Source organism: Bacillus sp. Au-Bac7 (assembly GCF_021341655.1).
Lineage (GTDB): Bacteria > Bacillota > Bacilli > Bacillales > Cytobacillaceae > Niallia.
The window spans coordinates 259,763-281,438 of record NZ_JAJTTG010000002.1 but is presented as its reverse complement, the minus strand read 5'-3'; the positions used below and the strand labels follow the sequence as shown (position 1 = coordinate 281,438).

The window sequence follows — 21,676 nt, the reverse complement described above, 5'->3', positions numbered from 1 at the left end:
AATAGGAACTATCTATTGTTTTATTCGTAAATAAAGTGGAGGTGTTTAGTATGTTCAATAGCAAATCTGAATGTTCCGTATGCAGGAAGGAAATTAGGGGGAATGACATTGTGTATGTAAAAATGCGCTATCCTATGCGTAAAGGAATGACCGAAATAAAGGCATATTTAAAAAATGAAGGAACCCTTATTTGCGAGAACTGTAATAAAAAAAGGTAAGGGAACCTTATTTTAAACAGTTCCCTTACCTTTTTATTAAACAAACTTTATTTCATACCCTGCTTGGAAGGTTTCCCCTGCTTCAAGCTTATTCATTCCGAATTTTTCATTTAACTTTCCTGTTGTGTTATATAGATCAGCAATCCCGTACCATGGTTCAATACATACAAATGGAGCCATTGTTCCTTCTGGTTTAGAGTAGTTCGACCAAATCCCTACAAAAGGAAAATCTTTAAATGTAACTTCGACCCCATGACTTGATTTATCTGACACTAGTTTTATCGCATCAATATGACTGTAGATTAATGCATCATTTTCAAAAAGAGAATCCTTCACCTGAATAGAATCAATATCATTAGCAATCCCTTTTTCATGAATAAGCGAATCCTTCAGCTCATATTCCATAACATCTTTGTTTTCAGCTGTTGTAAAATGGAGGACATAATCCTCGGCAGATTCATCATCTAACAGCGGAACTCTAAAGGCAGGATGTGCACCGATGGAGAAAAACATCTCATCCTTATTGTCATTGACTATTTCCCAGCGGACAGAAAGAGAATCCTCCAGCAAAGAATAGTGAATATACGCTGTAAATTCATAAGGATAAACATCAAGAAAACGCCCGTCCGACTTAACAACAAAGGAAACAGCATTGTCTGTTTTCTTCTCTATATCAAAATCGGCATCACGCAAAAAGCCATGCTGCGACATCGGGTAGGATTTTCCATTTAGTTCATATTTATCATCCTTTAAACGGCCCACAATCGGAAATAATACGGGAGAAACTCGTCCCCAATATGCTTTATCCCCTGTCCACATATAATCCAGTTCATTCTTTTTATGCTGCACTTTACGAATTTCAGCACCGCTGCTTGCAATTTCTACCTTTAACCACTCATTTTCAATTACAGTTGTCATTGAAATTACCTCTTTCCCATTAATATTATAAGAATGCAACGTAATAACCTTTTATTTACATTTAATATAATTATTGTTATCATTTAGCTATTATTTAATAAAGGAGCTCGATCATGATCAATCGTATTTCAGATTATCTTCAAGTACCGAAAGCTATAATAAAGTTTGGACTGCTCTCCATTGTCATCGCTATGAGCTTTTCCTTATTTAGTCTTTCAGAAAAAATTGGTGAATGTATTGGTAAGCTATTATTCATTGTTACACATTAATTGCTTATCCATTACATACCCACTACTCCAAAAAATAAGCCACAAATTTAGATAGTTAGCGCAATAACCGTCTCTATTAAATCCTCGACTTCCCCATAACATTTGTTAACTTCCGGTAAATGATAAAAGGTGCTTGTCGCTTCTAAATTATTCACTTCCTTATTAGGGGAATAGAGGAATATCTTTTTCCCCAAACCAATTGCTATACCTAATTCAATATGACTCCCTTTTCCAGCCGGAAGTATAACAATTATAAAATCACTATTTTTCACAGCTGCTAACTCTTCTTGTCCGATTTTCTCTAAAGCTTGTAAGGATGTTGCTCTGTTATTTAATGTCCAATCATATGTATGGATATATCCTTTATCAATAAGCAGTTTACTGATATTCGTACTTCATTCTTATTTTTAAAGCTTGATGCAATATAAAACGTTCGTTGCTGCATTTGCTATCTCCCTCAATTCCTATAGCCATTATAACATTATTTGGTATACGGACACCTCAGCAACTATTAAAAATTTAATATTTATGTTTATAATTATATTAAACAGGGTATTAAAAAATGTTGTATATAGAAAGTTGATAGTAAGTGAGGGGATAATTCTTGGGAATACTGATTGTTGATGATAATGAAGCTAATTTATTCGTCATAGAAAAGCTGTTGCAGCGTGCTGGGTATACAGATTATCTGTCGTTTACTTCTGCACAGGATATGTTTAACTATTTATATTCAGATAAACCATTTGTAATAGAGAGTCAGGTTGATGCTATCTTAATGGACATAATGATGCCGGAAATTGATGGAATAGAAGCTTGTAAACAGCTCCAGCAAGTAGAGCATCTGAAAGATATTCCAGTCATTTTTGTCACAGCGCTAGAGGACTCATGCAAAGTGGTTGAAGCATTAGATGCCGGTGGCACAGATTATTTAATGAAGCCGATTAACAAAACAGAGCTGCTCGCAAGACTTCGCGTTGCAATCAGGTTAAAATATGAAAAAGACTGGCATAAGAAACAAGAAGAGAAAATCAGAAATGAATTGGAGCTGTCAACACAAGTACAAACAAGCGTGCTCAGCCCACCTATACATAAAGAAAACTTGCTTATTAAGGCATCCTATCTGCCTGCATTTCAATTGGCGGGAGATATGTACTTTTGGTATGAGATTAGCGATCATCGTTATGCCGCCATTCAGCTTGATATGATGGGCCACGGAATTTCCGCTTCGCTTGTATGCATGTTTATTTCCTCTGTATTGCGTGACACAATTCAAAAAAATCCTGATCCTGAGAATGTGATACAAGATTTAAACCGCCGAATGAGCACACTAAATTCAAATCAAAAAATACCATATTATTTTACAGCGATATACTTAGTACTAGATACAAATGAACGAACGATAGAATACATAAATGCTGGACATTTGGACGGTTATGCCCTAATTGATGGTACAACAACAGTAGAATTGAAAAGCAATACGACAGCTGTCGGCTTCTTTGATGATATCAGAACAAAGAAGAATATCATTCACTACTCGAATTCTGTTCAGCTTATTCTGTGTACAGATGGTGTCCATGAAGCGATTGACAAATATGGAGAAACGGGTATCGACTTGATAAAGAAGGCTGCTTCCTGCCGACTTGCTGATGCGAAGACAGCGGAACCGATTGACTTAATTACATCTAAAGACCACCAGAAAGGTGCTACAGACGATATGTGTGTAGTCTTAATTCAAGCAGATTGAAGGCGATCCATATAAAAAAGCAGTGCTTCCTAATAGGAAGCACTGCTTTTTTTACGGAATATTTTCTCTTGTGTATTAAAATTTTCAAAGTAGGCAGAATCACTGCGAATTGTCTCTTTGCTTCCTAAGCCAAGGAAGCCTCCCGGGCTTAAACTTTCATTGAATAATTCATATACTTGCTGCTGTAATTCCAGATTAAAATAAATCAGGACATTGCGGCAAATAATTACATGAAATTCATTAAATGACCTGTCTGTTACTAGATTATGCTGTGCAAACACGATATTTTTCAGGATTGACGGCTTTAAAATAGCTCCGCTGCTGTCTGCTGTATAGTATTCGGAGAAGGAACTATTGCCGCCAGCGGCAAGATAGTTTTTCGTATAAGCCTGCATTTTTTGCAGGGGGATTACCCCTGCTGCAGCTTTTTCCAACACAACGTCATTCATATCAGTAGCGTATATCTTGGCCTTATGTGCCAATCCTTCCTCCTCTAGCATAATTGCCATAGAATAGGCTTCTTCACCAGTAGAACAACCTGCATGCCAGATCCTGATTTCAGGGAGCTTCCTTAATAAGGGAACTGCCTCTTCTCGGAAAGCCTTAAAGAAGGAGGGGTCTCTAAACATCTCAGTAACATTAATAGAAAAGTCACGGAGCAGCTTATAGAGAACATCTTCGTCATGAATAATTCTCTCTGTTAGTCCAGTAATGGTTAGCAGCTTTTCTCTGTTTAACCGATTTTGGACCCTCCGCATTAAGGACGAACGCATATATTGTCTGAAGTCATACCCAGTCAATTTGTATACAGCTGTCAAAAGTAAATCTAATTCAATTTCTTCTTTTTCCATACTAATTCATTTCCTTGTCTTTTCTACTTAGAAGAATATACAGCATTATGACAACCATACCCTCATGGCAGATAATAATTGATCCAGTTTCAGAGGTTTGCTGATATAATCAGATGCCCCTGCTTCTATACATTTATCGCGGTCACCTTTCATTGCTTTCGCTGTTAATGCAATGATTGGAATGTCATTGTTTTGCTCCATACCTCTAATTTTTCTAATTGTTTCATAGCCGTCCATGACAGGCATCATAATATCCATTAACACAATATCAAAATGCTCTAATTCATCCATCTTTTCAAGACATTCAGCGCCATTTTCTGCGGTAATAACATTCATGCCTTCTTTATTTAAAGCATTTTTTAATGCAAAGATATTACGATGGTCATCATCTGCTACAATGACTGTTTTCCCTTGCAGTACAGTAGATGGTGAGTGTTCTGTATTACTCTCTTCATTTACTGCTGCTGCATTCTCAGGCTCGGCCTCGTCAGAACCAATTGCAGATGCTGCTTGATCTTCCGCTATGCTGTCTATGCCAATTAGAGGGATTCCTCCCGGCAAGTTCGGAATGAAAATCGTGAATGTACTTCCTTCTCCTTCCTTGCTTTCTACTAAGCACGTGCCTCCAAGGAGTTGGGAGAATTCCTTCGAAATGGATAAACCGAGACCTGTTCCTCCGTATTTCCTCATTGTTGCTCCATCAACCTGCTGGAATGCTTCAAATATCATCGCATGTTTATCTGCTGGGATACCAATACCAGTATCTGTTACAGACATCTTCACCCATATATCCGCATAATTGGAGAGCGGAAGCTGCTTCACTTCATTCATTTCTGCTTTATTGACAGAAATCTTAACACTGCCCTCTTTTGTAAACTTAAATGCATTTGATAACAGATTTTTCATAACCTGCTGCAATCTTTGTTCATCTGTATAGATGATTGGCGGAACATCCTCATGGAAATCAATCTCAAAATCTAAGCTTTTGCTTTTCGCTATTTGCGTAAAGTTTCGTTTCAATCTGTCAACGAATTCACTTAAGTACACTTCTTCAAAGCTTATTTCCAGCTTTCCTGCTTCCACTTTAGAAAGATCGAGAATATCATTAATAAGATTTAATAAATCATTTCCAGACGAATTGATGACTTTTGCAAATTCCTTCTGCTCAGAAGATAATTCGCTGTCAAGGTCATCTGCCAGCATTTCTGAAAGCAGCAAAATACTGTTAAGCGGTGTTCGAAGCTCATGGGACATATTTGCAAGAAACTCGGACTTGTATTTCGAGCTAAGTTTAAGCTGCTTTGCCTGCTCCTCCAGTTCTTCTTTCACAGTCTGCAGTTCCTCTGTTTTCAGTTCTGCATCATTCGTTCTTTCCTCGAGCTGCTCATTAATCATCCGCAGTTCTTCTGTCTGTGTTTGCAGCTCTTCCGATTGGGCCTGCAGTTCCTCCGATTGGGTTTGAAGCTCTTCTGTTTGTGCTTGTGATTCAAGCAATAACCGCTCTACTTCCATTCTTCCTAGTATATTCATAATTCCAATACCTAAGGTTTCGAGAACATTTTCAACCAGTTTTTGATCTGAAGCGGTAAATTCCTTAACGCTTGCTATTTCCAGAACAGCGACAACCTCATCCTTCACCAAGATTGGTGCAATCAGCACAGATTTCGGTCTAACCTCCCCTAATCCAGTTGAAATAAATCGGAAATCTTCAGGAATATTAGGAAGAACAACTATTTTCTTGTCACGCACCGTTTGCCCGATAATACCTTCACCAGCAGTAAATGTTTGTCTTCCTGCATCTGAATCAGCATAAGCAGCGACTTTTTTGAAAACAGGCTCTTTACCTGTATCATCCTGTACATAAAACGCTCCAAGGTTTGCATCTATTGCTGTAACAATTTTTTTAAGGAACTGTTCAGCAAGTGAGGTTACAGAAACATGGCGGCTGTAAAGCTTGATAATTTCCGCAGAATTGGATTGCACCCAGTTTTGCTCAGATATTTCTGCAACAAATTGCTTTTCTTTTACCGTGTAATTTTCAAGGGATGCCGCCATTGTATTAAATGCTCTCGCGATATCCCCAATTTCATCCTTCGTTTCCAGTTCAATGCGCGGCACAGACACTAAATTAGTAAAATCAACATCCTTAATGACATGAACGATGGAATTAATATTTCTAGTTGTGCTCCTAATAACCCACAGCATGACAGTGACAATCAGGATAAGTGCGACAGAAACAACCGAAATAAGGGCAATAACAAGCTGTTTATATGTTGCGTTTGCCTCATCGAGGGCATCACCCATCAAGGATTCTTGATAGTTTTTAAACTCATCTATTTTACTTAACAAATCCCTCCGGTTAGAAATCCCTTCATCATAAACCGCTTGAAGCTCTTGCTTTGTGCGATTATCATTGTACAAAGTGATCATTCTGCTTTCCATTTGAGAAAAATTCTCATATAAATTACTGATTTCTCTGAGAAGAACCTTTGATTTGTTCGTATTTAAGATAGATTCAAGTTCTGTTATTCTTGTATTTAGAAGCGAAATTTGTTCTGCTGACGATTCAACAAATTTCGTATTATTTTCCTCGCTGCTGCTGATCAAATTCAACATATTGCGGTCTTCTAAATAGATCTGCTGTCTGATTTCTGTTGCTTCATTTACTTTATGATAGCGGTCCTGCACAATCTCTAGCATATTGTCTCTAATGGACTGCATCATAATAAGTATGATTCCCATTAAGAGGACCATAAATAAAACGGTCAATCCTAAACCAAAATATTGCTTTCTTTTGTAGCCCACACGAGTTCCTTCTTTCTACTTGTCTATACCATCAACTATAACAAACTTTTTGCTAGTTTACTAATTTACATCTAAGTCTCTATGTATGTTAATAGGTATACTATTTAAGAGTTTCAATAATAATCTATTATCTTACTCTACTTAGTCGTTCCATCCAAGAAGTAATTATATCACAAAAATAATTGATATTACTTTCCTTCGCTAAATGAAAAAAGAACTTCCGCTGATTAATTCTTGGGGATGCTTTAAATCTACCTGTCTATCCTTTTAAAATAGTCATAAACCTTTTGCAGCTTTTTGCTTTGTTTTCCCTTTTTGCTCTCCATATTTCCAAGTTCAAAGAATTTAACTCTTTTTATTCCGACAAAATTAAATAATGCCTTTTTCATTAGAATCTTATGAGCATTATTCAACCAAAGGAGCGGATAATGAGTAGGTCCTTTCATGGTAGAAACACAAACAACAGATTTTCCTTTTAAAAGCCCCTCCGGAAATAGCCCTTTTTTATCTTTATAAGCAAAATTAGAAGCAAACATTTGGTCAATATATCCTAAAAGCATGGCAGGCGGTCTGCCCCACCAAATCGGATAAACAAAAACCAACTTATCAGCCCATTTCATTTGCTGCCTATATTTTTCTAAGACCGGATCAATATGCATGTCTCGCCTGCGTTTTTGTTCATTGAACAGTAATAAGGGATTAAAGCCTTCTTCATATAAATCAAGAACTTGGATTTCTTTAATGTTTTTATTTTCTTTACTCCCCTTCAGCACTTGTTGGAAGAACGCATAATTCAAGCTTTTATGATTTGGATATGTATATACTACTAACATCTTCATTCGAACACCTCTTTCTGTTATAAAACTTTGTTCAGCTTATCACGTTAAACAGTAATCCCTTTAATATTCTCACATTAACAATAAAAACCTTTTTTATCTTTTAATAAAGTGTTTATTATACAAATTTTGTTTTTCTTTTCTTAGGGCTTTGCGCCTCACCAACTATAAATAAGCAAATAAAATATAAGGATCTATACACGATAGCTGTAAAGGAGGAAGCAAATGTCTGTATATGCAGTTGAATATATAAAAGATGTTGAGGAAGGAGAAATGGCTGCAAAGTTATTCCTGTGCAGTGACGGAAATGTGTATATTGTAAAATTGATGTCAAACCCAAACGGAAAGAGATCGTTATTCAATGAATTAGTATCGTATCGATTAGGCGAGCTTCTAGGTCTCCCAATAGCGACAGGTAAAATAATTATCTTCTCAAAAAAGAAACTTAAAGATCCAAAATTATTAAAAAGAATGGCTATTGAAGAAGGACCTCATTTTGGAAGCTTACTTATTAAAAATGCAAGCTTGTATTCATCTGATAAGCTCTACCATTGTAATAATACTTTCACACTCCCTGAAATTATTATGTTCGACAATTGGATATCGAATTACGATCGAAGGGAAGAACGACAAAACATATTGCTATCCGGCAATAATCCATACCAATTGGCATTTATTGATCACGCTGACGCCTTTTATGGTCCTGAGTGGAGTATTGAAAGTCTCAACTATTATACATGGAACAATCATGTCATCTGGGGGTCTACTTATGAAGAATTTGTACCCTTCATCGATAACGCCGACCCTTTCGGATTGGCATTAAATAAGCTTTATTCTATAAAAGACGAGGAGATTGCCGCTGCATTTGGTAAAGATATTCCTTCCGATTGGCAAGTCTCAAAGGAAGAAGTAAAAATGCTGCTGTTCCATCTGATAATAAAAAAACAACAAATGAAGAAGACAATTGCTGATTTAAGGAGTTACTTCCCGATTTGGAATTCTTCAAGACTCTAATACAGCTTTTATGTACAGATTCTCAAAAAGCAAAAGAAAAAAGTTCATTTTTGTAGTGTTTGTCCTAGAACAATTTTCTCCTTAAAGTAATATTTTATAGTAACTTATAAATTGGAGTTGATGAATATGCCACCTAAACCCCCAAAACCTCCAAAGCATCATAAAGGTCCCCATAAAAAACACCATCTTCCGCACAAGTTAAAAGGTCTTAAGGGAGTTACCGGATTAACTGGAATGACTGGAATGACTGGAATGACCGGGATGACTGGGATGACTGGGATGACTGGGATGACCGGAGTTGCCGGAATGACAGTTTCACAGAATCAGAATCCTATGACAAATGATCAAGATTATCAAACATGGATTGAAGATTTGTACAACCAGTATATTAATCCTGAAGACTAAACAACATGATTGTCTGCATCCTATAACGGGATGCAGATATATTTATATGGAGGAACGTATGATTTCAATTAGCTTATGCATGATTGTCAAAAATGAGGAAAACACACTCGGCAGATGTTTAGATTCCTTAAAAGATATGGTAGATGAAATCATTATTGTAGATACAGGCTCGACAGACCGCACCATTGAAATTGCCCGGACATATACGAATAATATTTACCATTTTCAATGGATTGATGACTTTTCAGCTGCCAGAAATTTCGCCTTTGAACATGCGAGCAAGGAATATATATTGACTATGGATGCAGATGACATCTTTGATGATACAGAAAAGTTATCCCGTTTGAAAGAAACACTTCCATCAACCGTGGATGCAATCACAATGAAATACCAAGCCGCTTTTGATGAGGCAGGCAATGTTTTAGCAAGCCTGAGGCAATTTAGGCTTGTGAAACGCTCCAAACAATATAAATGGCACGGAGCAGTTCATGAATATCTAGATGTGAGCGGAGAAATCTATCATAGTGATTTAACCATTAGCCATAAAAGAATTCACCTTAATCATAATAGGAACTTGCTCATTTACAAGAACCTTCTAAATCAAGGAATTTCTTTTACGCCGCGCGACCTGTTCTATTATGGAAATGAACTATATGATAATGGCTTTTATGAAGAAGCGATTCCTGTCTATATGGATTTTATTCAGACTGAAGATCATTGGCTGGAGGATGAAAGAACTGCTTATCGCAAAATATCTGAATGCCATTCCCAAATGTCTAACATAGAACATGCTGTTGAGTATGCATTAAAAACATTTCAATGTGGATTTCCCCGTTCTGAAGACTGTTGTCGTCTCGGATTTCTTTTCCTGCAAAAGGATGATCCCAAAACAGCACTTCATTGGTTTCAATATGCGACAATTCTTCCAGAAGTAGATGAAGGCGGCATTATTTACCATGGCTGTTCTACATGGATTCCTCATTTACAGTTATGCGTTTGCCACTCTATGCTGGGGAATAGCAAGAAAGCATACCAGCATATTGTAATCGCTCACAAATTCAATCCTACCAACAGTTTAATCATAGAAAATAAATATTTGTTAGAAACGCATATTAAACAAACTCCTCTAAATTAATGGAGGAGTTTGTTCTTCTAAACACTTATGTTTTTATGTTATAAATTTTATAAAAGTACTCTTGCATTGTTAAAAACTCATAGCCTTTTTCTCGCAAATTTTCAATTATCCTAGGCAATGCTTGCACTGTCCTTTCCCTAGGCCCTCCTCCATCATGCATGAGAACAATTTTATTTTCTTTCCCGGCTCTGATACCTTCCATCACACGTTCTTCAATTTGGTCTTCCTGAGATAAATCCCAATCATTTGTATCAATATCCCATAATACTGGTATTAGTCCAAGTTCATGTATAGTCCGGTAAATCTCCTCATTAATCGCTCCATACGGCGGTCGAAAGAACTTTACATCTTGATTGGCAGTTTTCTTGAGCTCCAGATTAAGAATTTCAATTTCTTCTAGCAAAACATTCCTTGATATTTTAGTAATGTCTGGATGGTTCATTGTATGGTTTGCCACCGTATGCCCATCCTTCACTATCGCTTGAAGAATTCCAGGATATTTGTCTAGACTTTCACCTAGGATAAAAAAAGTTGCTTTTACTTGAAGTGTTTTAAGGATTTGAAGAATCTCCAGTGTATAGGGTGATGGTCCATCATCAAATGTTAAAGCGATAAAACGTTTAGAGTCAGCTTCCACAATTATCCCCTTTCTTTTGCAAAATAGTTTATATATAAAATATGTCAAATTGTTATCAATGTTTTTCCCATTTGTACCATATTTAAATTTATTTCATACAAGCCGTTTCATGTTTGTCCATCTTTTCATATATTAATAAAAAATTGCTGGTGGTGACTCCTTTTGAGAATACTCTTTATTGATAGTAATGAACTTTTAATGTATGGGTTAGCAGCCGGGTTCAGGGATGCGGGTCATGAAGTTTTGGTTTCAGGAAAAATAGACGAAAAGACAATTCCTAATTTAATTGCGAGCTTCCGGCCTCAGCTTATTTTTACTGAGGGATGGTCTGAAGAAAATGATAGTCCTTGGAAGCAGAAATTAATAAGTTCACAAGTGAAGGCTTCGGGTATACCACATATATATTGGGCTGTAGAGGATCCCCATTTCACACTTGACTTTACTCTTCCTCTGATCGCTAGAATGAAGCCAGACTTTATTTTCACCTTAAGTACAAGTTTAGTGGATTTCTACAAGAAACTAAAAATACCTGCTGCTCATCTTGATTTCGGCTTTGAGCCCAGCATTCATTATCCTGTTTCTAATGCTCAAAATATCTATGATATTGTAGTGGTGGCAAACGCCTATCCTCATATTCTTACAGAAGCTCCTGAGCATTATCGGAATAAATCCCTGCAAACTCTGATAAAACCATTAGTTGAGGAAGGTATCCGCATTGACTTTTGGGGAGCAGATTGGGATAAAATGGGCAATGTACTTGGCGTAAATATCCCAAATGATTGGATTCATGGTTATTTACCATATAGAGATGCTTATAAAGTGTACAATAGTGCAAAAATAATCATCGGACCGCAAAATTACAAATCACAGGTTACGCAACGTACGTATGAGATTTTAGGATCTGGAGGCTTCTTAATCACTTCTGACACTCCGGGGGTTAGAGAATTATTCACAGCCGGAAAAGACTTGGTTGTATCTTCTAACAAGCAGCAAACGCTTAGTTTAGTCGACTATTATTTGAACCATCCAGAAGAAAGAACAAAAATCAAAATACAAGGACATAAAACTGTTTCTAATCACTCCTATGAGAAAAGAGCTAAACAAGCTATCCAAACACTGATTAAAGAAGGAATAATTAAATAATCCTAACTCCCTCTTGTCGGTAGGTTTTCGCATTACAAAGACAGAATAACGCTCTCTCACTGAAATGTATGTATACACACTCCATATAGAAAGCTGTGAGGTCATGTATCTGTCCTTTTTGATTTTATTGGAATGAAATAGCTCCGTAGTAAATAGCTTTATAGCAGGAGGTGTTTCCATTGCTAAAAATCTTTAAAAAACGGTGGATACTCTTTGATCAAGCGGTCAGCCCTTATAAGCCGTATGTAACGGTTGATTATGGCGTCACTTCCGTATCACCTAGAGATATCATAGGCTTAAGCCATACACCAAAGGAGATTAAAAATGATGAGAAGCTGATTGAACTAAAGAAATCTGTTGAAACAAAAGGCTGGGATGATAAATTGCTTGCTGATTTACACTTAGTCCGTCTTCCTAATGGGAAGTATGCTGCTGCCGGGGAAGGAAATCATCTATCTTACCTTTCCGATCAGTTAGATATTCCAAAAATAAAAGCCCATGTTTCGATCCTCATTCCAGAAGAATATATCCCAGAAAATATAAAAGCAGAGATGGAAGAGTACACAAATAAAGAATATTTGTTTGAAAAACGGTCTTCTACACTGCTTTCTCTTGCTAAATTTCTAAATTTACTCCCTAAGGAAGAAAAAGAGTAACCACTTTCCATTAAAAGTCTCTATAAAAAAACAGAGCATCCTGTGGCTGCTCTGTTTGATGATTTATGTTTTAAATACGCTTTGCACTGTAGTATTTAGATTTCCAATAGCTGTTGCTTAAACTTGTAATTGTTACGCCTTTAGTAGAATCTGCATGAATAAATTTATTGTCACCTATGTAAATACCGACATGGGAAGCGCCCTTTTTATAGGTTTGGAAAAATACCATATCTCCCTTTTTCAGCTTGCTTTTAGAGACTTTTTGACCTTTTTTGTATAGGTCAGCGGTAGTTCTTGGCAAGCTTTTGCCTGCTTTTTTAAACGCATAGTTAACAAAGCCTGAGCAATCAAAACCAGCTTTTGTCGTGCCGCCCCATTTATATTTTGTTCCTATTACCTTTTTGCCTTCTTTAACTGCTTTATCCTTATAGGAAGCAGAAGCAGCCTCTACCTTTCCTGAATCAAGTGGAGACGGAATAAATACTCCTGCGAGTAAACTTAAACTTGCCAATACTGCGATAATGGCCTTCTTCATGATGGTAACCTCCAAAATTATGTGTTTTCCATTGGCTATGTATCTCGACGTTTTAACTATCTCAGTATATCAATATATTCAGAAAAATATAGTGAATTCTCATTACACTTTCATTAAGAAATATTACGAGTATTACAAATTTCGCTAGTTTTTGAAATGATAGAGGAATATTAAGGAAGGGTTGCCAATTCTAAAAAAATAACCGCCTAAAAAGGCGGTTATACTTTTGTAAGAAAGTAGTTTAGACTCTATTATTTAAACCTTCAAACTCGTTCATTTTCCCACAAATCTCTGATTGCGTGGAACTTACCACTTCTTGAGAGTTTTTGGTGACTTCACTAACCTTATTTACCTCTGTTGCTATATTTTCAATATTACTGTTGATTTTTTTAATAGCGTCTTCCACATTTCCAGCTAGTTTCCTTACTTCTGTTGCAACCACATTAAAACCACGTCCATGCTCGCCTGCTCGGGCAGCTTCAATTCCTGCATTTAATGCGAGTATATTGGTTTGTAAAGATATATTTTGAATGGATTTAGACAGTCCTCTAATTAAATCTGTTTGTTCCTGTAAGGATTGAATCGCCTGCATATTCTCCTTAGCGTTATCACTGACTATTTCACCTAGATCTAAGGAAAGATTCTTTAATAAGGAAACAAGCTCTAATGTTTTGTTTTCACGCTCTGTAATATCTGTAGCTATTTTGAGTACTGCTGCTGCTTCCCCATTATCGTTTAATACAGGAATATAGGTGGCTTCCAGCCATAATAAATTTCCGCTTCTGCCAACTCGTTGGATTTTCTCCTGGAACTTAGTGCCTTTTCTTAAGTTTTCCCATAAAAGTGCATATTCCCTGCTGTTTTGCAATTCTTGTGTGCAAAACTGCTTATGAAGCATGTCTTTCAATGCATGCACACTATATCCAAGTGTATTTGCAAAATGTTCGTTTGCCCAAATGACCTTACCAGTCAAATCAAATTCAACAATTGCCAAATTAGATTCTAGTGCTGCTAATACAGAGTTGGCTTCTAACACTTGAGTACTTTTGTTGATTTCTCCAGTTGTGTTCAAGTTCGTTCTTCCTTTTTCTATTTAGTTTTTAATTACAATTTTTAGAGATACTACTAGTTCCGTACAGCTTTAATATTTATAAATCACAGTCTCTTCAATTTATATCGTTATTCTCCCTTCGGTAACCCAGCCATCGTAGAATTTCCTTAGACCTGTGGTTTTGCGTCCTTATCTTTCAACAAGTTTGCCTTTTTCTAGAGTTTGATTCTACTTCTAATTAATTTCCAGCTACTATTTATAACGGCTGTAATTCAATGTTTAAAATAGGAAATTACTCCTATATTTTATCCTATTAAAGGATGAGAACTTGATAATGTGGAAGTAAAACTACTAAGCAGTTTTTTTAGAGGAGTATTATTGAAGGAGGAGTAGAATGACCAGGCCTATAAAAAATCATGTGGGAACTATCTTTATCCCTGTTAGCGATATTGAAAAAGCAAAAGATTGGTACTGTGACTTTTTAGGTTTGCCTGCAAATGGTGAAATCTTGTTTGATCATCTGTATGTATTGCCAATGGAAGGAACTGGCATTGTGCTGGACAGCAAAATATACGCAGAAGGAAACATTATTAATACACCATTATTTCATTTTAATACAGAAGATATTAAGGCAGCATATGCGTACTCAGAAAAAAAACAAATTGAGTTAGTTACCACCATTCAACATGAACATTATTTCACTTTCAAAGACCCGGATGGAAATCATTTAATGGTTTGTAAATGTTAAATAAGAAGAGATCAGGTTAGCTGATCTCTTCAAACGGAGTTATTTGTAACAGGATTTGAGCTACTTACTTTCTTTACTACAAAAACGAGGACGATAAAGCCCGTGAAACATGTTGCTGTGCCAACACCCATTAAGCCTAAAACAAAGGCAGCTATACACCAAATGAATTCTTTAAAGACCTTCACCTTCCTCCCTAATACTCTGGTCTTGATACATATGCTTTATCTGCGTATAATTTATAGCAAACTCCAAATATGGAATTTTTTAGAGGAAAAACAAATGACAATTAGTAAATATAGAAAGAAGTGATCTTGTGACTACTCATAAGGCATTAATTATCGATGATGATACAGAGCTTTGCAAACTGCTTCAGAATTGTCTGGCCACAGCTGGCACTGAAGCAGATGTTGCTCATACTGCTTCGAACGGCATATCCCTCTTCCTTAACGGCCATTATCATGTTGCGATACTTGACGTGATGCTCCCTGATATTAATGGCTTTAGTTTATTAGAACAGATTAGGCAAAACAGCAATATTCCCATTTTAATGCTGACAGCTAAAGGTGATGAGACAGATAAAGTGAAAGGCTTGCAGCTTGGTGCAGACGATTATTTAACAAAGCCCTTTGGTATTCGAGAGTTTCTGGCCAGAATTGAATCTTTAATCAGGAGAAATACCATTTTAAACGCTCATGATTCGAAGGCTCTTAATAGTAAATTAACCTTTCCTACTATTACTATCGATGCAGACAATCGCTCTGTTTTCATAGATAGTGAGTTTGTGAAACTGACAGCAAAGGAGTTTGACTTGCTGTATTTTTTGGCTTGTAACAAAGGCAGAATCTTCACAAAAAGCCAGTTATACAATCAAGTCTGGCATGATGAATATGCTTTTGATGATAACAATATCATGTCCTTTATTAGTAAATTACGAAAAAAAATTGAGAATCCCGCCAAAGGCCTCTTATTTATTGAAACTATTCGCGGAGTTGGTTATCGGTTTAATCATCATGGTTAATATTTTATCTATTATTTTTTCTGTTATTTTGCTGCTCATTGTTATTTTCCTATTCATTTATATACGTAGTATAAAAAAAGAGCTGAACGATATTACCCTTGTAGTCGATGAGATGGCACAAGGAAATATGGACAGGCGTATCGTTATTGCTAAAAATTCCATTGCTGCAGAGTTAAGCTATAAAATAAACGAAGTTGTTATTAATGCGAAGAGTGAAATTGTCCACCATAAACAATCTGAAAAAGCATACCGGCAGTTGGTTACAAGCTTGTCCCATGATATAAGAACTCCTTTAGCCTCTTTAACCGGCTATCTTGAAGCAATACAACTAGGTTTAGTTAATGATAGTGATAAAGACCATTATTTGAAGATATCCTTATCAAAAGCGCATGACCTCCATCATTTCATTGATACTCTGTTTGAATGGCTGAAGCTGGAATCAGGTGAACGGCTATACCAACTGGATGAAGTGGAGATATTTGAATATACAAGAACAATAGTAGCTGACTGGATTCCTCAGCTGGAGGATGCTGGCATGGACTATGTTATTTCTATTCCAGAAGAAGTGCAGTATATGATAACAGATAAGACAGCATGGAAACGTATATTAGACAATCTCTTACAAAATGTATTGAATCATAGTTCTGCTTCCTCTCTGTTCATATATATTTACATAAAAAACAGTAATGTCTATGCGGAAATAAGAGATAATGGGATTGGAATTGCTGAATCTCATTTACCACATATTTTTGATAGGCTTTATAAAGGAAATTCTGCTCGTGGTGTGAAAGGCAACGGACTTGGTCTAGCTATCGTGAAGGAATTAGTTAAAGGAATCGGAGGAAAGATAACCGTAGAGAGCACTCTAAAGCAAGGTACAGCTTTTTTTATGGAGCTGCCTTTACATCTCCCTTCAAGCAAACAAGAATAATTCAAGTTAACGGCAAGGTTTAAGCAAGGTTAGCCTGTTATTCTTGTAAGGAAAGGAGCTGATTGATTTGAGCGATTATATTATTCAAACGAAAAATCTGACAAAAAAATATGGAAACAATACAGTGGTCGACGGTGTACATATAAATGTACGGCGAGGACATGTTTACGGTCTGCTAGGAAGGAATGGTGCAGGCAAAACGACAATAATGAAAATGTTATTAGGATTATCCTCCATATCTGCTGGTGAAGTTCACTTGTTCGGGCAACCACTTAATAAGAATCAAAGTAAGCTGTACCCAAGGATTGGGTCTATTGTAGAAATTCCAGGCTTTTATCCTAATCTCACTGGAACGGAAAATCTGCAGATATTTGCTAGGTTGAGAGGAACGATAAAAAAAGACGCAGTAAAGCGTGCCCTTGAAACAGTGGACCTTCCTTATAATGACAGCAAAAAGTTTGCAGCCTATTCTTTAGGAATGAAACAGCGGCTTGGGATAGCAAACGCCCTACTTAATGATCCGGAATTATTGATTTTAGACGAACCAACAAACGGTCTGGATCCAATTGGAATTGCAGAAATTCGTGCTTTCATCCGCAGCTTAAGTACAGAGTATGGAAAAACGATTCTTATATCCAGCCATATTCTTTCAGAAATTGCCTTAATGGCAGATGATATCGGCATTATTGACAAAGGTGTTCTACTAGAAGAAAGCACAATGGCAGAGCTTGAAAAGAAGAACAATAAGTATATTCGTGTTTGTGTTTCATCTCAATCACAGGCAGCGCATGTTCTTGAACACAGCCTTGCTATTTCCGACTATTCCGTCGAAGCAGACAACTCTATTCGAATTTACGATACTACTGTAAATCCTGAAGAACTAAATAAGCGCTTAGTAACAGCTGGTGTGGGTGTTTCTACTATTCAAATATGCAATGATAATCTAGAAGAATACTTCAAAAAAATTACAGGGGGTGCAGGCATTGCTTAATGTTCTTGCTGCAGAATGCATGAAGCTTCGTCGCAATAAACTAATGCTAGTTTGCACTTGTCTCGCTCTTCTCCTGCCATGCCTGCTCATTGCAGATGACCTTTACCAGTACAAAGGCACAACTCCTGATGATCCTGTTATGACTTGGCTTTTTAGCCAATCCTTATTGTGTCAGTTAATTATTTACCCAATCTTGAGCTCCTTTTTACTGACATTTCTGATTCAAAAAGAATATAGTGACCATACAATGATCAATACGATGACCGCACCTGTTAAACGTGAAAAATTTCTGGCTGGAAAGATAATTGTTTGGGCTGTGTGGCATATGATAATAACCCTGCTTTATCTTGGCATTATTCTTGCTGGAGCTTACTTCTTATATGGCAGTCAGTCTTCGAGCGAATCTGTCCCTGAAATGATAGAAATGGTGGGAAAAACCGGAGTATACAACTTTTGCACACTCACTCCTGTCATTTGGATAGCTGTTATGCAAAGGAAAACCTTCTACCCTTCTTTGCTATGTTCCCTTATTTTCAGTGCGATTGGATTTGCTGGGTTATACTGGCCGGAAACACTAAGCAGCATCGTACCGTGGTCTGCGGTTGCATTGTTAACCGCTCCAGGAGTAAACGTGTTTTTCGGTATAGCGTATGCTTCTATAAGCATATGTGCAATTGTTGGCCTATTTATGTCCTTCTATTCCTTCAAGAATCAGGAGTTATAAGGTTAATTGGCGGGGAAAAAGAGCATTTCTCCGCTTTAGTTACTGACTTTCATATGAGGACATTTGCTAGAAAGAACTTTTATGAACATTTCCCTTTTCTCCGGTGAGATAAGAACAGAGCTGTATTTATCGTAGAAGATTTCAATTCGCTGTAAGGATAAGGCGGGGCTTGATAAGGGATTTCTTGTTTTCTTAAGAGATTGTATACGATGGAGCGGTATGTTCTTCTGGAATGGTCCATATTTAATTATTAAGCTGTCGTCTGTGATGACATAATAAGTAGCCAGCCAAAACCACAGCATAATTAGTGGTAAAATAATGGCGCCAAGCAAAACGATTATGAACACATATATACTGAATGGTTTTACCATAAGTCCATATATGCCACTGCCTATAGCAAAAATACATGCTCCCCAAATAATAACGGTTAACCACCAGTCTTTTTTTGACTTAAACTTCACTGAAGTCACCTCCGAGAAAAGTTAGTTTATTTATTCTTTTAGACTGCAGAAATCGCAGTCTAAAAGAATAGGTATCACGCTTTTTCTTAAGTTGTTGTCAGCTTTGCATAAACAATAAAAAAGAATGTTAATTCCACTACTATTACTATTGACGAAACAGGAACAAGTAAATTAAAAATAAAGAACACTGCCAGCATGCCTAAAAACAAACCTAAGTGATAGATTTTTAGACGATGATGCACATGTCTGTACTGATGGAAAACAAATGTTGTCGAAAAGAAGTACAGCAGCACAGATCCGAAGGTGAAATATAAGCTAAAATGATAGTCAATCTCATGTAAAACCATCAGTCTGATGGATGCAGCAATTGCACTTAATGACATAAGTATAAATAGATGTCCATAAATGATTGTTTGACCGGCAGTTTGGATGGATTTATCTACTTTTTTCTCGACGTTATCAAAATACTGCCACCACATCGCAATAATCAGTAAAAATGCTCCAATCGCAAAACTGATTGATTCCCAATCTCCTTGAGTAGGCTGAATGACTGCCAATGTACTGACAAGTGACTCACCAAAGAGGATAATTGTAAATAAACCGAAACGCTCTAAAAGATGCCCTGTGTCTGTAGGTACTTTAACTAAATATTTACGGCCTAATATCGGCACAATTATATCGATAAGAATTCCTGCATACAGGATGGCATAACGAATCCACGACTCGAAAAACAGTGACAATAACGAAACGGCTATTCCTATCCAGAAATATCTTCCGAAAAATTGTGCTGCCAGCTTCCGGTCTCCCTCTTCAATCCGTTGCACGACCAAATATTGAACAGCTGTTACAGCTCTTAAGCCAATATACCCGATTAAGAAGGACAGATAATACGGATCAAAATCTACCGATAAGCTTGAAGTCATAAGTAACGCAAAAAACATTTGTAGAATTAAAAAGATTCGCTGATGAAACGCATCCTGTCCGAAGCGGTTAACAAACATCGTTTGTCCTACCCATGCCCACCAAATCGGCACAAATATCAGCACAAATTTAAACAAATATTCTGTATGTATATGTCCGTCTTCCACATGTAGCAAAACATGTGTAGCGACCGCAACAGATGCAACAAACAGTAAATCATAAAAAAGCTCTAACCATGTCACTTTCTTTTCATGCAATTTAGAATTCCTCCTCATTCCCCTTAAAATATAATTTTTCTTTTTTATGTAAGATTCAGAATATTCCCCTGATATTCAGATAAAGAATGCTCTACAGCTTATTTTAACAGAATAAGCAACGTATAAATAGGTAATATATTGTTTTCACCTCCTTCCAAAACTACAAAAAAACTGCCAAAAGGCAGCCTCAGAAGTTTTACAGAAGAAGGGACTGATATTTCCTGCTTACTTCATCTGTTAATATATCTTTTTCATAAAAATATGTTAGATAGACACTTAACAGCATTTCATTTTCTTCTGTAATTTCCACTTGTAATAATAACGAATTGATTAAATCTAGATGTTTTTCAGGGTTATGATAAATGGTATTCCAAGCACGAACTTGCATTTCTATACTGCCTTCTAAGATTGCTGCTTCTAATTCTTCTACTGCCAGCGGTTCATTAGACTGACTGTCCGGATCTTCATAAATATCGGTATAAAGAAAATCAGCTAGATGGTATTCAGCTAAGCTATATTGTGATTGGCTGTTTTTTGATGTGATAATGATCTTATTTTTTTCGAATTCAACCTTGCCATTTACGAGTTGAACGTTGTTTGTAAAGGACTGAATAGGTGAGAGTATGTCTTGTGTAATCAGCCAATATGAATGCTCTCCGTTCAGCTGCTTCACAAAGTCATTCCATGCTAAATCTTCCAGCTTTTCCTCCGCTCTATATTGCGTGTAAATACTTGGGCGATAATAACATGCCGCATTTATTTTCTCCATATGAATAGTCCATTCTGTTTCAGGACAGTCAAGCAGCACACGTAAAGCAAAACCATCTTTCGTTTTCTTTAACTCACTGTATAGCATATATTGTCCTGCCATAATCAGACAAGGATCTTCTTCTGCTGTAATATTTTCAAAATGGAAGTGTATATAAGAAGCTGTAGAAAAACCTCCTTCTGTATTAACAAAAAGATGCAACTCATTTCCCTTCCGTTCCAACCGCTCTACCACAAAATCATGTATTCCTGCTGCAAAAACCGCTTGTGCTGTTGAAGATAGTGATGCAGCGGCTTCAGTTGTTTGCATATAGGCAGCATCTAAAATATCTTCAAATTTCTCTTCTTGCTCCTTTATCCATTGCAAATAATCTGCACGGACTGTTGCAGGAAGATCAGGCTGATTTAATGTGCCATCTTCCAAATAAGGTAGAAACAACTTTGGCAAAACTTCCTGTAATTCTGCTTTCACATCCTCCAGTTCATCTTTTAAAGCTGTATGTATATCTTCGCCCTCTTCTTTTGCTTCCGATAACACCATTCCCCATTCCTCATCGGTTTCATTTATCGGCAGTAGATTACATTGGGTAAAAGCTTTTTTTGCCTCCAATGTAAGATTCCACATAGTTAACAACTCCTC

The 21,676-nt window shown here is 36.7% G+C and carries 24 protein-coding genes, 1 pseudogene and 1 riboswitch; of the genes and pseudogenes, 12 read left to right on the top strand and 13 right to left on the bottom strand.

Features of this window, described 5'->3' with window-relative positions; translation table 11 throughout:
• Window positions 1–254 precede the first annotated feature (254 nt).
• Window positions 255–1,136, bottom strand: a complete 882-nt coding sequence (locus LXM54_RS10000) for an aldose 1-epimerase family protein (RefSeq protein WP_233315042.1) — start codon at window positions 1,134–1,136, stop codon at window positions 255–257.
• 113 nt (window positions 1,137–1,249) lie between these two features.
• On the opposite strand from LXM54_RS10000, the gene LXM54_RS09995 reads away from it, so the two are divergent.
• Window positions 1,250–1,405 carry a hypothetical protein gene (locus tag LXM54_RS09995; RefSeq protein ID WP_233315041.1) on the top strand — a complete coding sequence of 52 codons (156 nt, stop codon included), beginning with the start codon at window positions 1,250–1,252 and terminating at the stop codon, window positions 1,403–1,405.
• A 47-nt stretch (window positions 1,406–1,452) separates the two neighbouring features.
• Here LXM54_RS09995 and LXM54_RS09990 read toward each other — a convergent pair whose 3' ends face one another.
• Entirely contained in the window at window positions 1,453–1,761 is a 309-nt protein-coding gene (locus LXM54_RS09990) for a nucleoside 2-deoxyribosyltransferase (RefSeq protein ID WP_325169573.1), read from the bottom strand.
• Between the two features lie 248 nt (window positions 1,762–2,009).
• Here LXM54_RS09990 and LXM54_RS09985 point away from each other — a divergent pair, with 248 nt between their 5' ends.
• Complete coding sequence (locus LXM54_RS09985; RefSeq protein WP_233315040.1) at window positions 2,010–3,149, top strand: PP2C family protein-serine/threonine phosphatase; 1,140 nt, start codon at window positions 2,010–2,012, stop codon at window positions 3,147–3,149.
• A gap of 29 nt (window positions 3,150–3,178) precedes the next feature.
• Here the strand turns inward: LXM54_RS09985 and LXM54_RS09980 are convergent, their stop codons facing one another.
• The 3 genes from LXM54_RS09980 to LXM54_RS09970 all read right to left on the bottom strand — a co-directional run bounded on the left by LXM54_RS09980 (window position 3,179) and on the right by LXM54_RS09970 (window position 7,644).
• Window positions 3,179–4,000, bottom strand: coding sequence for a CheR family methyltransferase (locus LXM54_RS09980; protein WP_233315039.1), 822 nt, complete (start codon window positions 3,998–4,000; stop codon window positions 3,179–3,181).
• 45 nt (window positions 4,001–4,045) lie between these two features.
• Entirely contained in the window at window positions 4,046–6,805 is a 2,760-nt protein-coding gene (locus tag LXM54_RS09975; protein ID WP_233315038.1) for a sensor histidine kinase, read from the bottom strand.
• Between the two features lie 251 nt (window positions 6,806–7,056).
• Window positions 7,057–7,644, bottom strand: a complete 588-nt coding sequence (locus tag LXM54_RS09970; RefSeq protein WP_233315037.1) for an NAD(P)H-dependent oxidoreductase — start codon at window positions 7,642–7,644, stop codon at window positions 7,057–7,059.
• A 222-nt stretch (window positions 7,645–7,866) separates the two neighbouring features.
• Between LXM54_RS09970 and LXM54_RS09965 the strand changes: the two genes are divergently transcribed.
• The 3 genes from LXM54_RS09965 to LXM54_RS09955 all read left to right on the top strand — a co-directional run bounded on the left by LXM54_RS09965 (window position 7,867) and on the right by LXM54_RS09955 (window position 10,195).
• Entirely contained in the window at window positions 7,867–8,655 is a 789-nt protein-coding gene (locus LXM54_RS09965) for a HipA family kinase (protein WP_233315036.1), read from the top strand.
• 126 nt (window positions 8,656–8,781) lie between these two features.
• The gene (locus LXM54_RS09960; protein ID WP_233315035.1) at window positions 8,782–9,060 is read left to right on the top strand and encodes a hypothetical protein; all 279 of its coding nucleotides are present in this window, start codon (window positions 8,782–8,784) and stop codon (window positions 9,058–9,060) included.
• A gap of 58 nt (window positions 9,061–9,118) precedes the next feature.
• Window positions 9,119–10,195, top strand: a complete 1,077-nt coding sequence (locus LXM54_RS09955; RefSeq protein ID WP_233315034.1) for a tetratricopeptide repeat-containing glycosyltransferase family 2 protein — start codon at window positions 9,119–9,121, stop codon at window positions 10,193–10,195.
• 25 nt (window positions 10,196–10,220) lie between these two features.
• Here LXM54_RS09955 and LXM54_RS09950 read toward each other — a convergent pair whose 3' ends face one another.
• Window positions 10,221–10,832, bottom strand: a complete 612-nt coding sequence (locus tag LXM54_RS09950; protein WP_233315033.1) for a polysaccharide deacetylase family protein — start codon at window positions 10,830–10,832, stop codon at window positions 10,221–10,223.
• Window positions 10,833–10,994: 162 nt separating this feature from the next.
• Between LXM54_RS09950 and LXM54_RS09945 the strand changes: the two genes are divergently transcribed.
• The gene (locus tag LXM54_RS09945; protein WP_233315032.1) at window positions 10,995–11,975 is read left to right on the top strand and encodes a CgeB family protein; all 981 of its coding nucleotides are present in this window, start codon (window positions 10,995–10,997) and stop codon (window positions 11,973–11,975) included.
• A 179-nt stretch (window positions 11,976–12,154) separates the two neighbouring features.
• Window positions 12,155–12,631 (top strand): hypothetical protein, encoded by a 477-nt coding sequence (locus LXM54_RS09940; RefSeq protein ID WP_233315031.1) that lies wholly within the window; start codon window positions 12,155–12,157, stop codon window positions 12,629–12,631.
• 70 nt (window positions 12,632–12,701) lie between these two features.
• Here the strand turns inward: LXM54_RS09940 and LXM54_RS09935 are convergent, their stop codons facing one another.
• The 3 genes and pseudogenes from LXM54_RS09935 to LXM54_RS28480 all read right to left on the bottom strand — a co-directional run.
• Window positions 12,702–13,166, bottom strand: coding sequence for a C40 family peptidase (locus LXM54_RS09935; protein WP_233315030.1), 465 nt, complete (start codon window positions 13,164–13,166; stop codon window positions 12,702–12,704).
• Between the two features lie 241 nt (window positions 13,167–13,407).
• Window positions 13,408–13,710, bottom strand: a complete 303-nt coding sequence (locus LXM54_RS28485) for a methyl-accepting chemotaxis protein (RefSeq protein ID WP_442780454.1) — start codon at window positions 13,708–13,710, stop codon at window positions 13,408–13,410.
• Window positions 13,711–13,845: 135 nt separating this feature from the next.
• Window positions 13,846–14,202: pseudogene (locus LXM54_RS28480) on the bottom strand (PAS domain-containing protein); the annotation flags it as partial.
• Window positions 14,203–14,355: 153 nt separating this feature from the next.
• Window positions 14,356–14,437: riboswitch (cyclic di-GMP riboswitch) on the bottom strand.
• 174 nt (window positions 14,438–14,611) lie between these two features.
• Between LXM54_RS28480 and LXM54_RS09925 the strand changes: the two are divergent.
• A complete protein-coding gene (locus LXM54_RS09925) occupies window positions 14,612–14,965 on the top strand; it encodes a VOC family protein (protein ID WP_233315028.1) in 354 nt (117 codons plus the stop codon).
• Between the two features lie 29 nt (window positions 14,966–14,994).
• Here LXM54_RS09925 and LXM54_RS09920 read toward each other — a convergent pair whose 3' ends face one another.
• Window positions 14,995–15,150: a hypothetical protein gene (locus LXM54_RS09920; RefSeq protein ID WP_233315027.1), complete on the bottom strand. Its 156-nt coding sequence runs from the start codon at window positions 15,148–15,150 to the stop codon at window positions 14,995–14,997.
• Window positions 15,151–15,278: 128 nt separating this feature from the next.
• Between LXM54_RS09920 and LXM54_RS09915 the strand changes: the two genes are divergently transcribed.
• From LXM54_RS09915 to LXM54_RS09900, 4 genes are all read left to right on the top strand, one after another.
• The gene (locus tag LXM54_RS09915; RefSeq protein ID WP_233315026.1) at window positions 15,279–15,983 is read left to right on the top strand and encodes a response regulator transcription factor; all 705 of its coding nucleotides are present in this window, start codon (window positions 15,279–15,281) and stop codon (window positions 15,981–15,983) included.
• Window positions 15,937–16,914: a sensor histidine kinase gene (locus LXM54_RS09910; protein ID WP_233315025.1), complete on the top strand. Its 978-nt coding sequence runs from the start codon at window positions 15,937–15,939 to the stop codon at window positions 16,912–16,914. Before LXM54_RS09915 ends, LXM54_RS09910 begins: the two co-directional genes overlap by 47 nt.
• 67 nt (window positions 16,915–16,981) lie before the next feature.
• Window positions 16,982–17,905 (top strand): ABC transporter ATP-binding protein, encoded by a 924-nt coding sequence (locus tag LXM54_RS09905; protein ID WP_233315024.1) that lies wholly within the window; start codon window positions 16,982–16,984, stop codon window positions 17,903–17,905.
• A complete protein-coding gene (locus LXM54_RS09900; protein ID WP_233315023.1) occupies window positions 17,898–18,629 on the top strand; it encodes an ABC transporter permease in 732 nt (243 codons plus the stop codon). Before LXM54_RS09905 ends, LXM54_RS09900 begins: the two co-directional genes overlap by 8 nt.
• 35 nt (window positions 18,630–18,664) lie before the next feature.
• Here LXM54_RS09900 and LXM54_RS28235 read toward each other — a convergent pair whose 3' ends face one another.
• The 3 genes from LXM54_RS28235 to LXM54_RS09885 form a co-directional block, all read right to left on the bottom strand.
• On the bottom strand, window positions 18,665–19,090 hold the full coding sequence (locus LXM54_RS28235) for a PH domain-containing protein (protein ID WP_233315022.1): 426 nt from the start codon (window positions 19,088–19,090) through the stop codon (window positions 18,665–18,667).
• 86 nt (window positions 19,091–19,176) lie between these two features.
• On the bottom strand, window positions 19,177–20,268 hold the full coding sequence (locus LXM54_RS09890; RefSeq protein WP_233315021.1) for a low temperature requirement protein A: 1,092 nt from the start codon (window positions 20,266–20,268) through the stop codon (window positions 19,177–19,179).
• Window positions 20,269–20,464: 196 nt separating this feature from the next.
• Window positions 20,465–21,661 (bottom strand): DUF4085 family protein, encoded by a 1,197-nt coding sequence (locus LXM54_RS09885; protein WP_233315020.1) that lies wholly within the window; start codon window positions 21,659–21,661, stop codon window positions 20,465–20,467.
• Between the last annotated feature and the right edge of the window lie 15 nt (window positions 21,662–21,676).

Coding starts and splice junctions, on each gene's coding strand:
- LXM54_RS10000 (WP_233315042.1), bottom strand. CDS start 1,136: ATGACAACTGTAATTGAAAATGAGTGGTTAAAGGTAGAAATTGCAAGC.
- LXM54_RS09995 (WP_233315041.1), top strand. CDS start 1,250: ATGATCAATCGTATTTCAGATTATCTTCAAGTACCGAAAGCTATAATA.
- LXM54_RS09980 (WP_233315039.1), bottom strand. CDS start 4,000: ATGGAAAAAGAAGAAATTGAATTAGATTTACTTTTGACAGCTGTATAC.
- LXM54_RS09970 (WP_233315037.1), bottom strand. CDS start 7,644: ATGAAGATGTTAGTAGTATATACATATCCAAATCATAAAAGCTTGAAT.
- LXM54_RS09965 (WP_233315036.1), top strand. CDS start 7,867: ATGTCTGTATATGCAGTTGAATATATAAAAGATGTTGAGGAAGGAGAA.
- LXM54_RS09960 (WP_233315035.1), top strand. CDS start 8,782: ATGCCACCTAAACCCCCAAAACCTCCAAAGCATCATAAAGGTCCCCAT.
- LXM54_RS09955 (WP_233315034.1), top strand. CDS start 9,119: ATGATTTCAATTAGCTTATGCATGATTGTCAAAAATGAGGAAAACACA.
- LXM54_RS09935 (WP_233315030.1), bottom strand. CDS start 13,166: ATGAAGAAGGCCATTATCGCAGTATTGGCAAGTTTAAGTTTACTCGCA.
- LXM54_RS09925 (WP_233315028.1), top strand. CDS start 14,612: ATGACCAGGCCTATAAAAAATCATGTGGGAACTATCTTTATCCCTGTT.
- LXM54_RS09885 (WP_233315020.1), bottom strand. CDS start 21,661: ATGTGGAATCTTACATTGGAGGCAAAAAAAGCTTTTACCCAATGTAAT.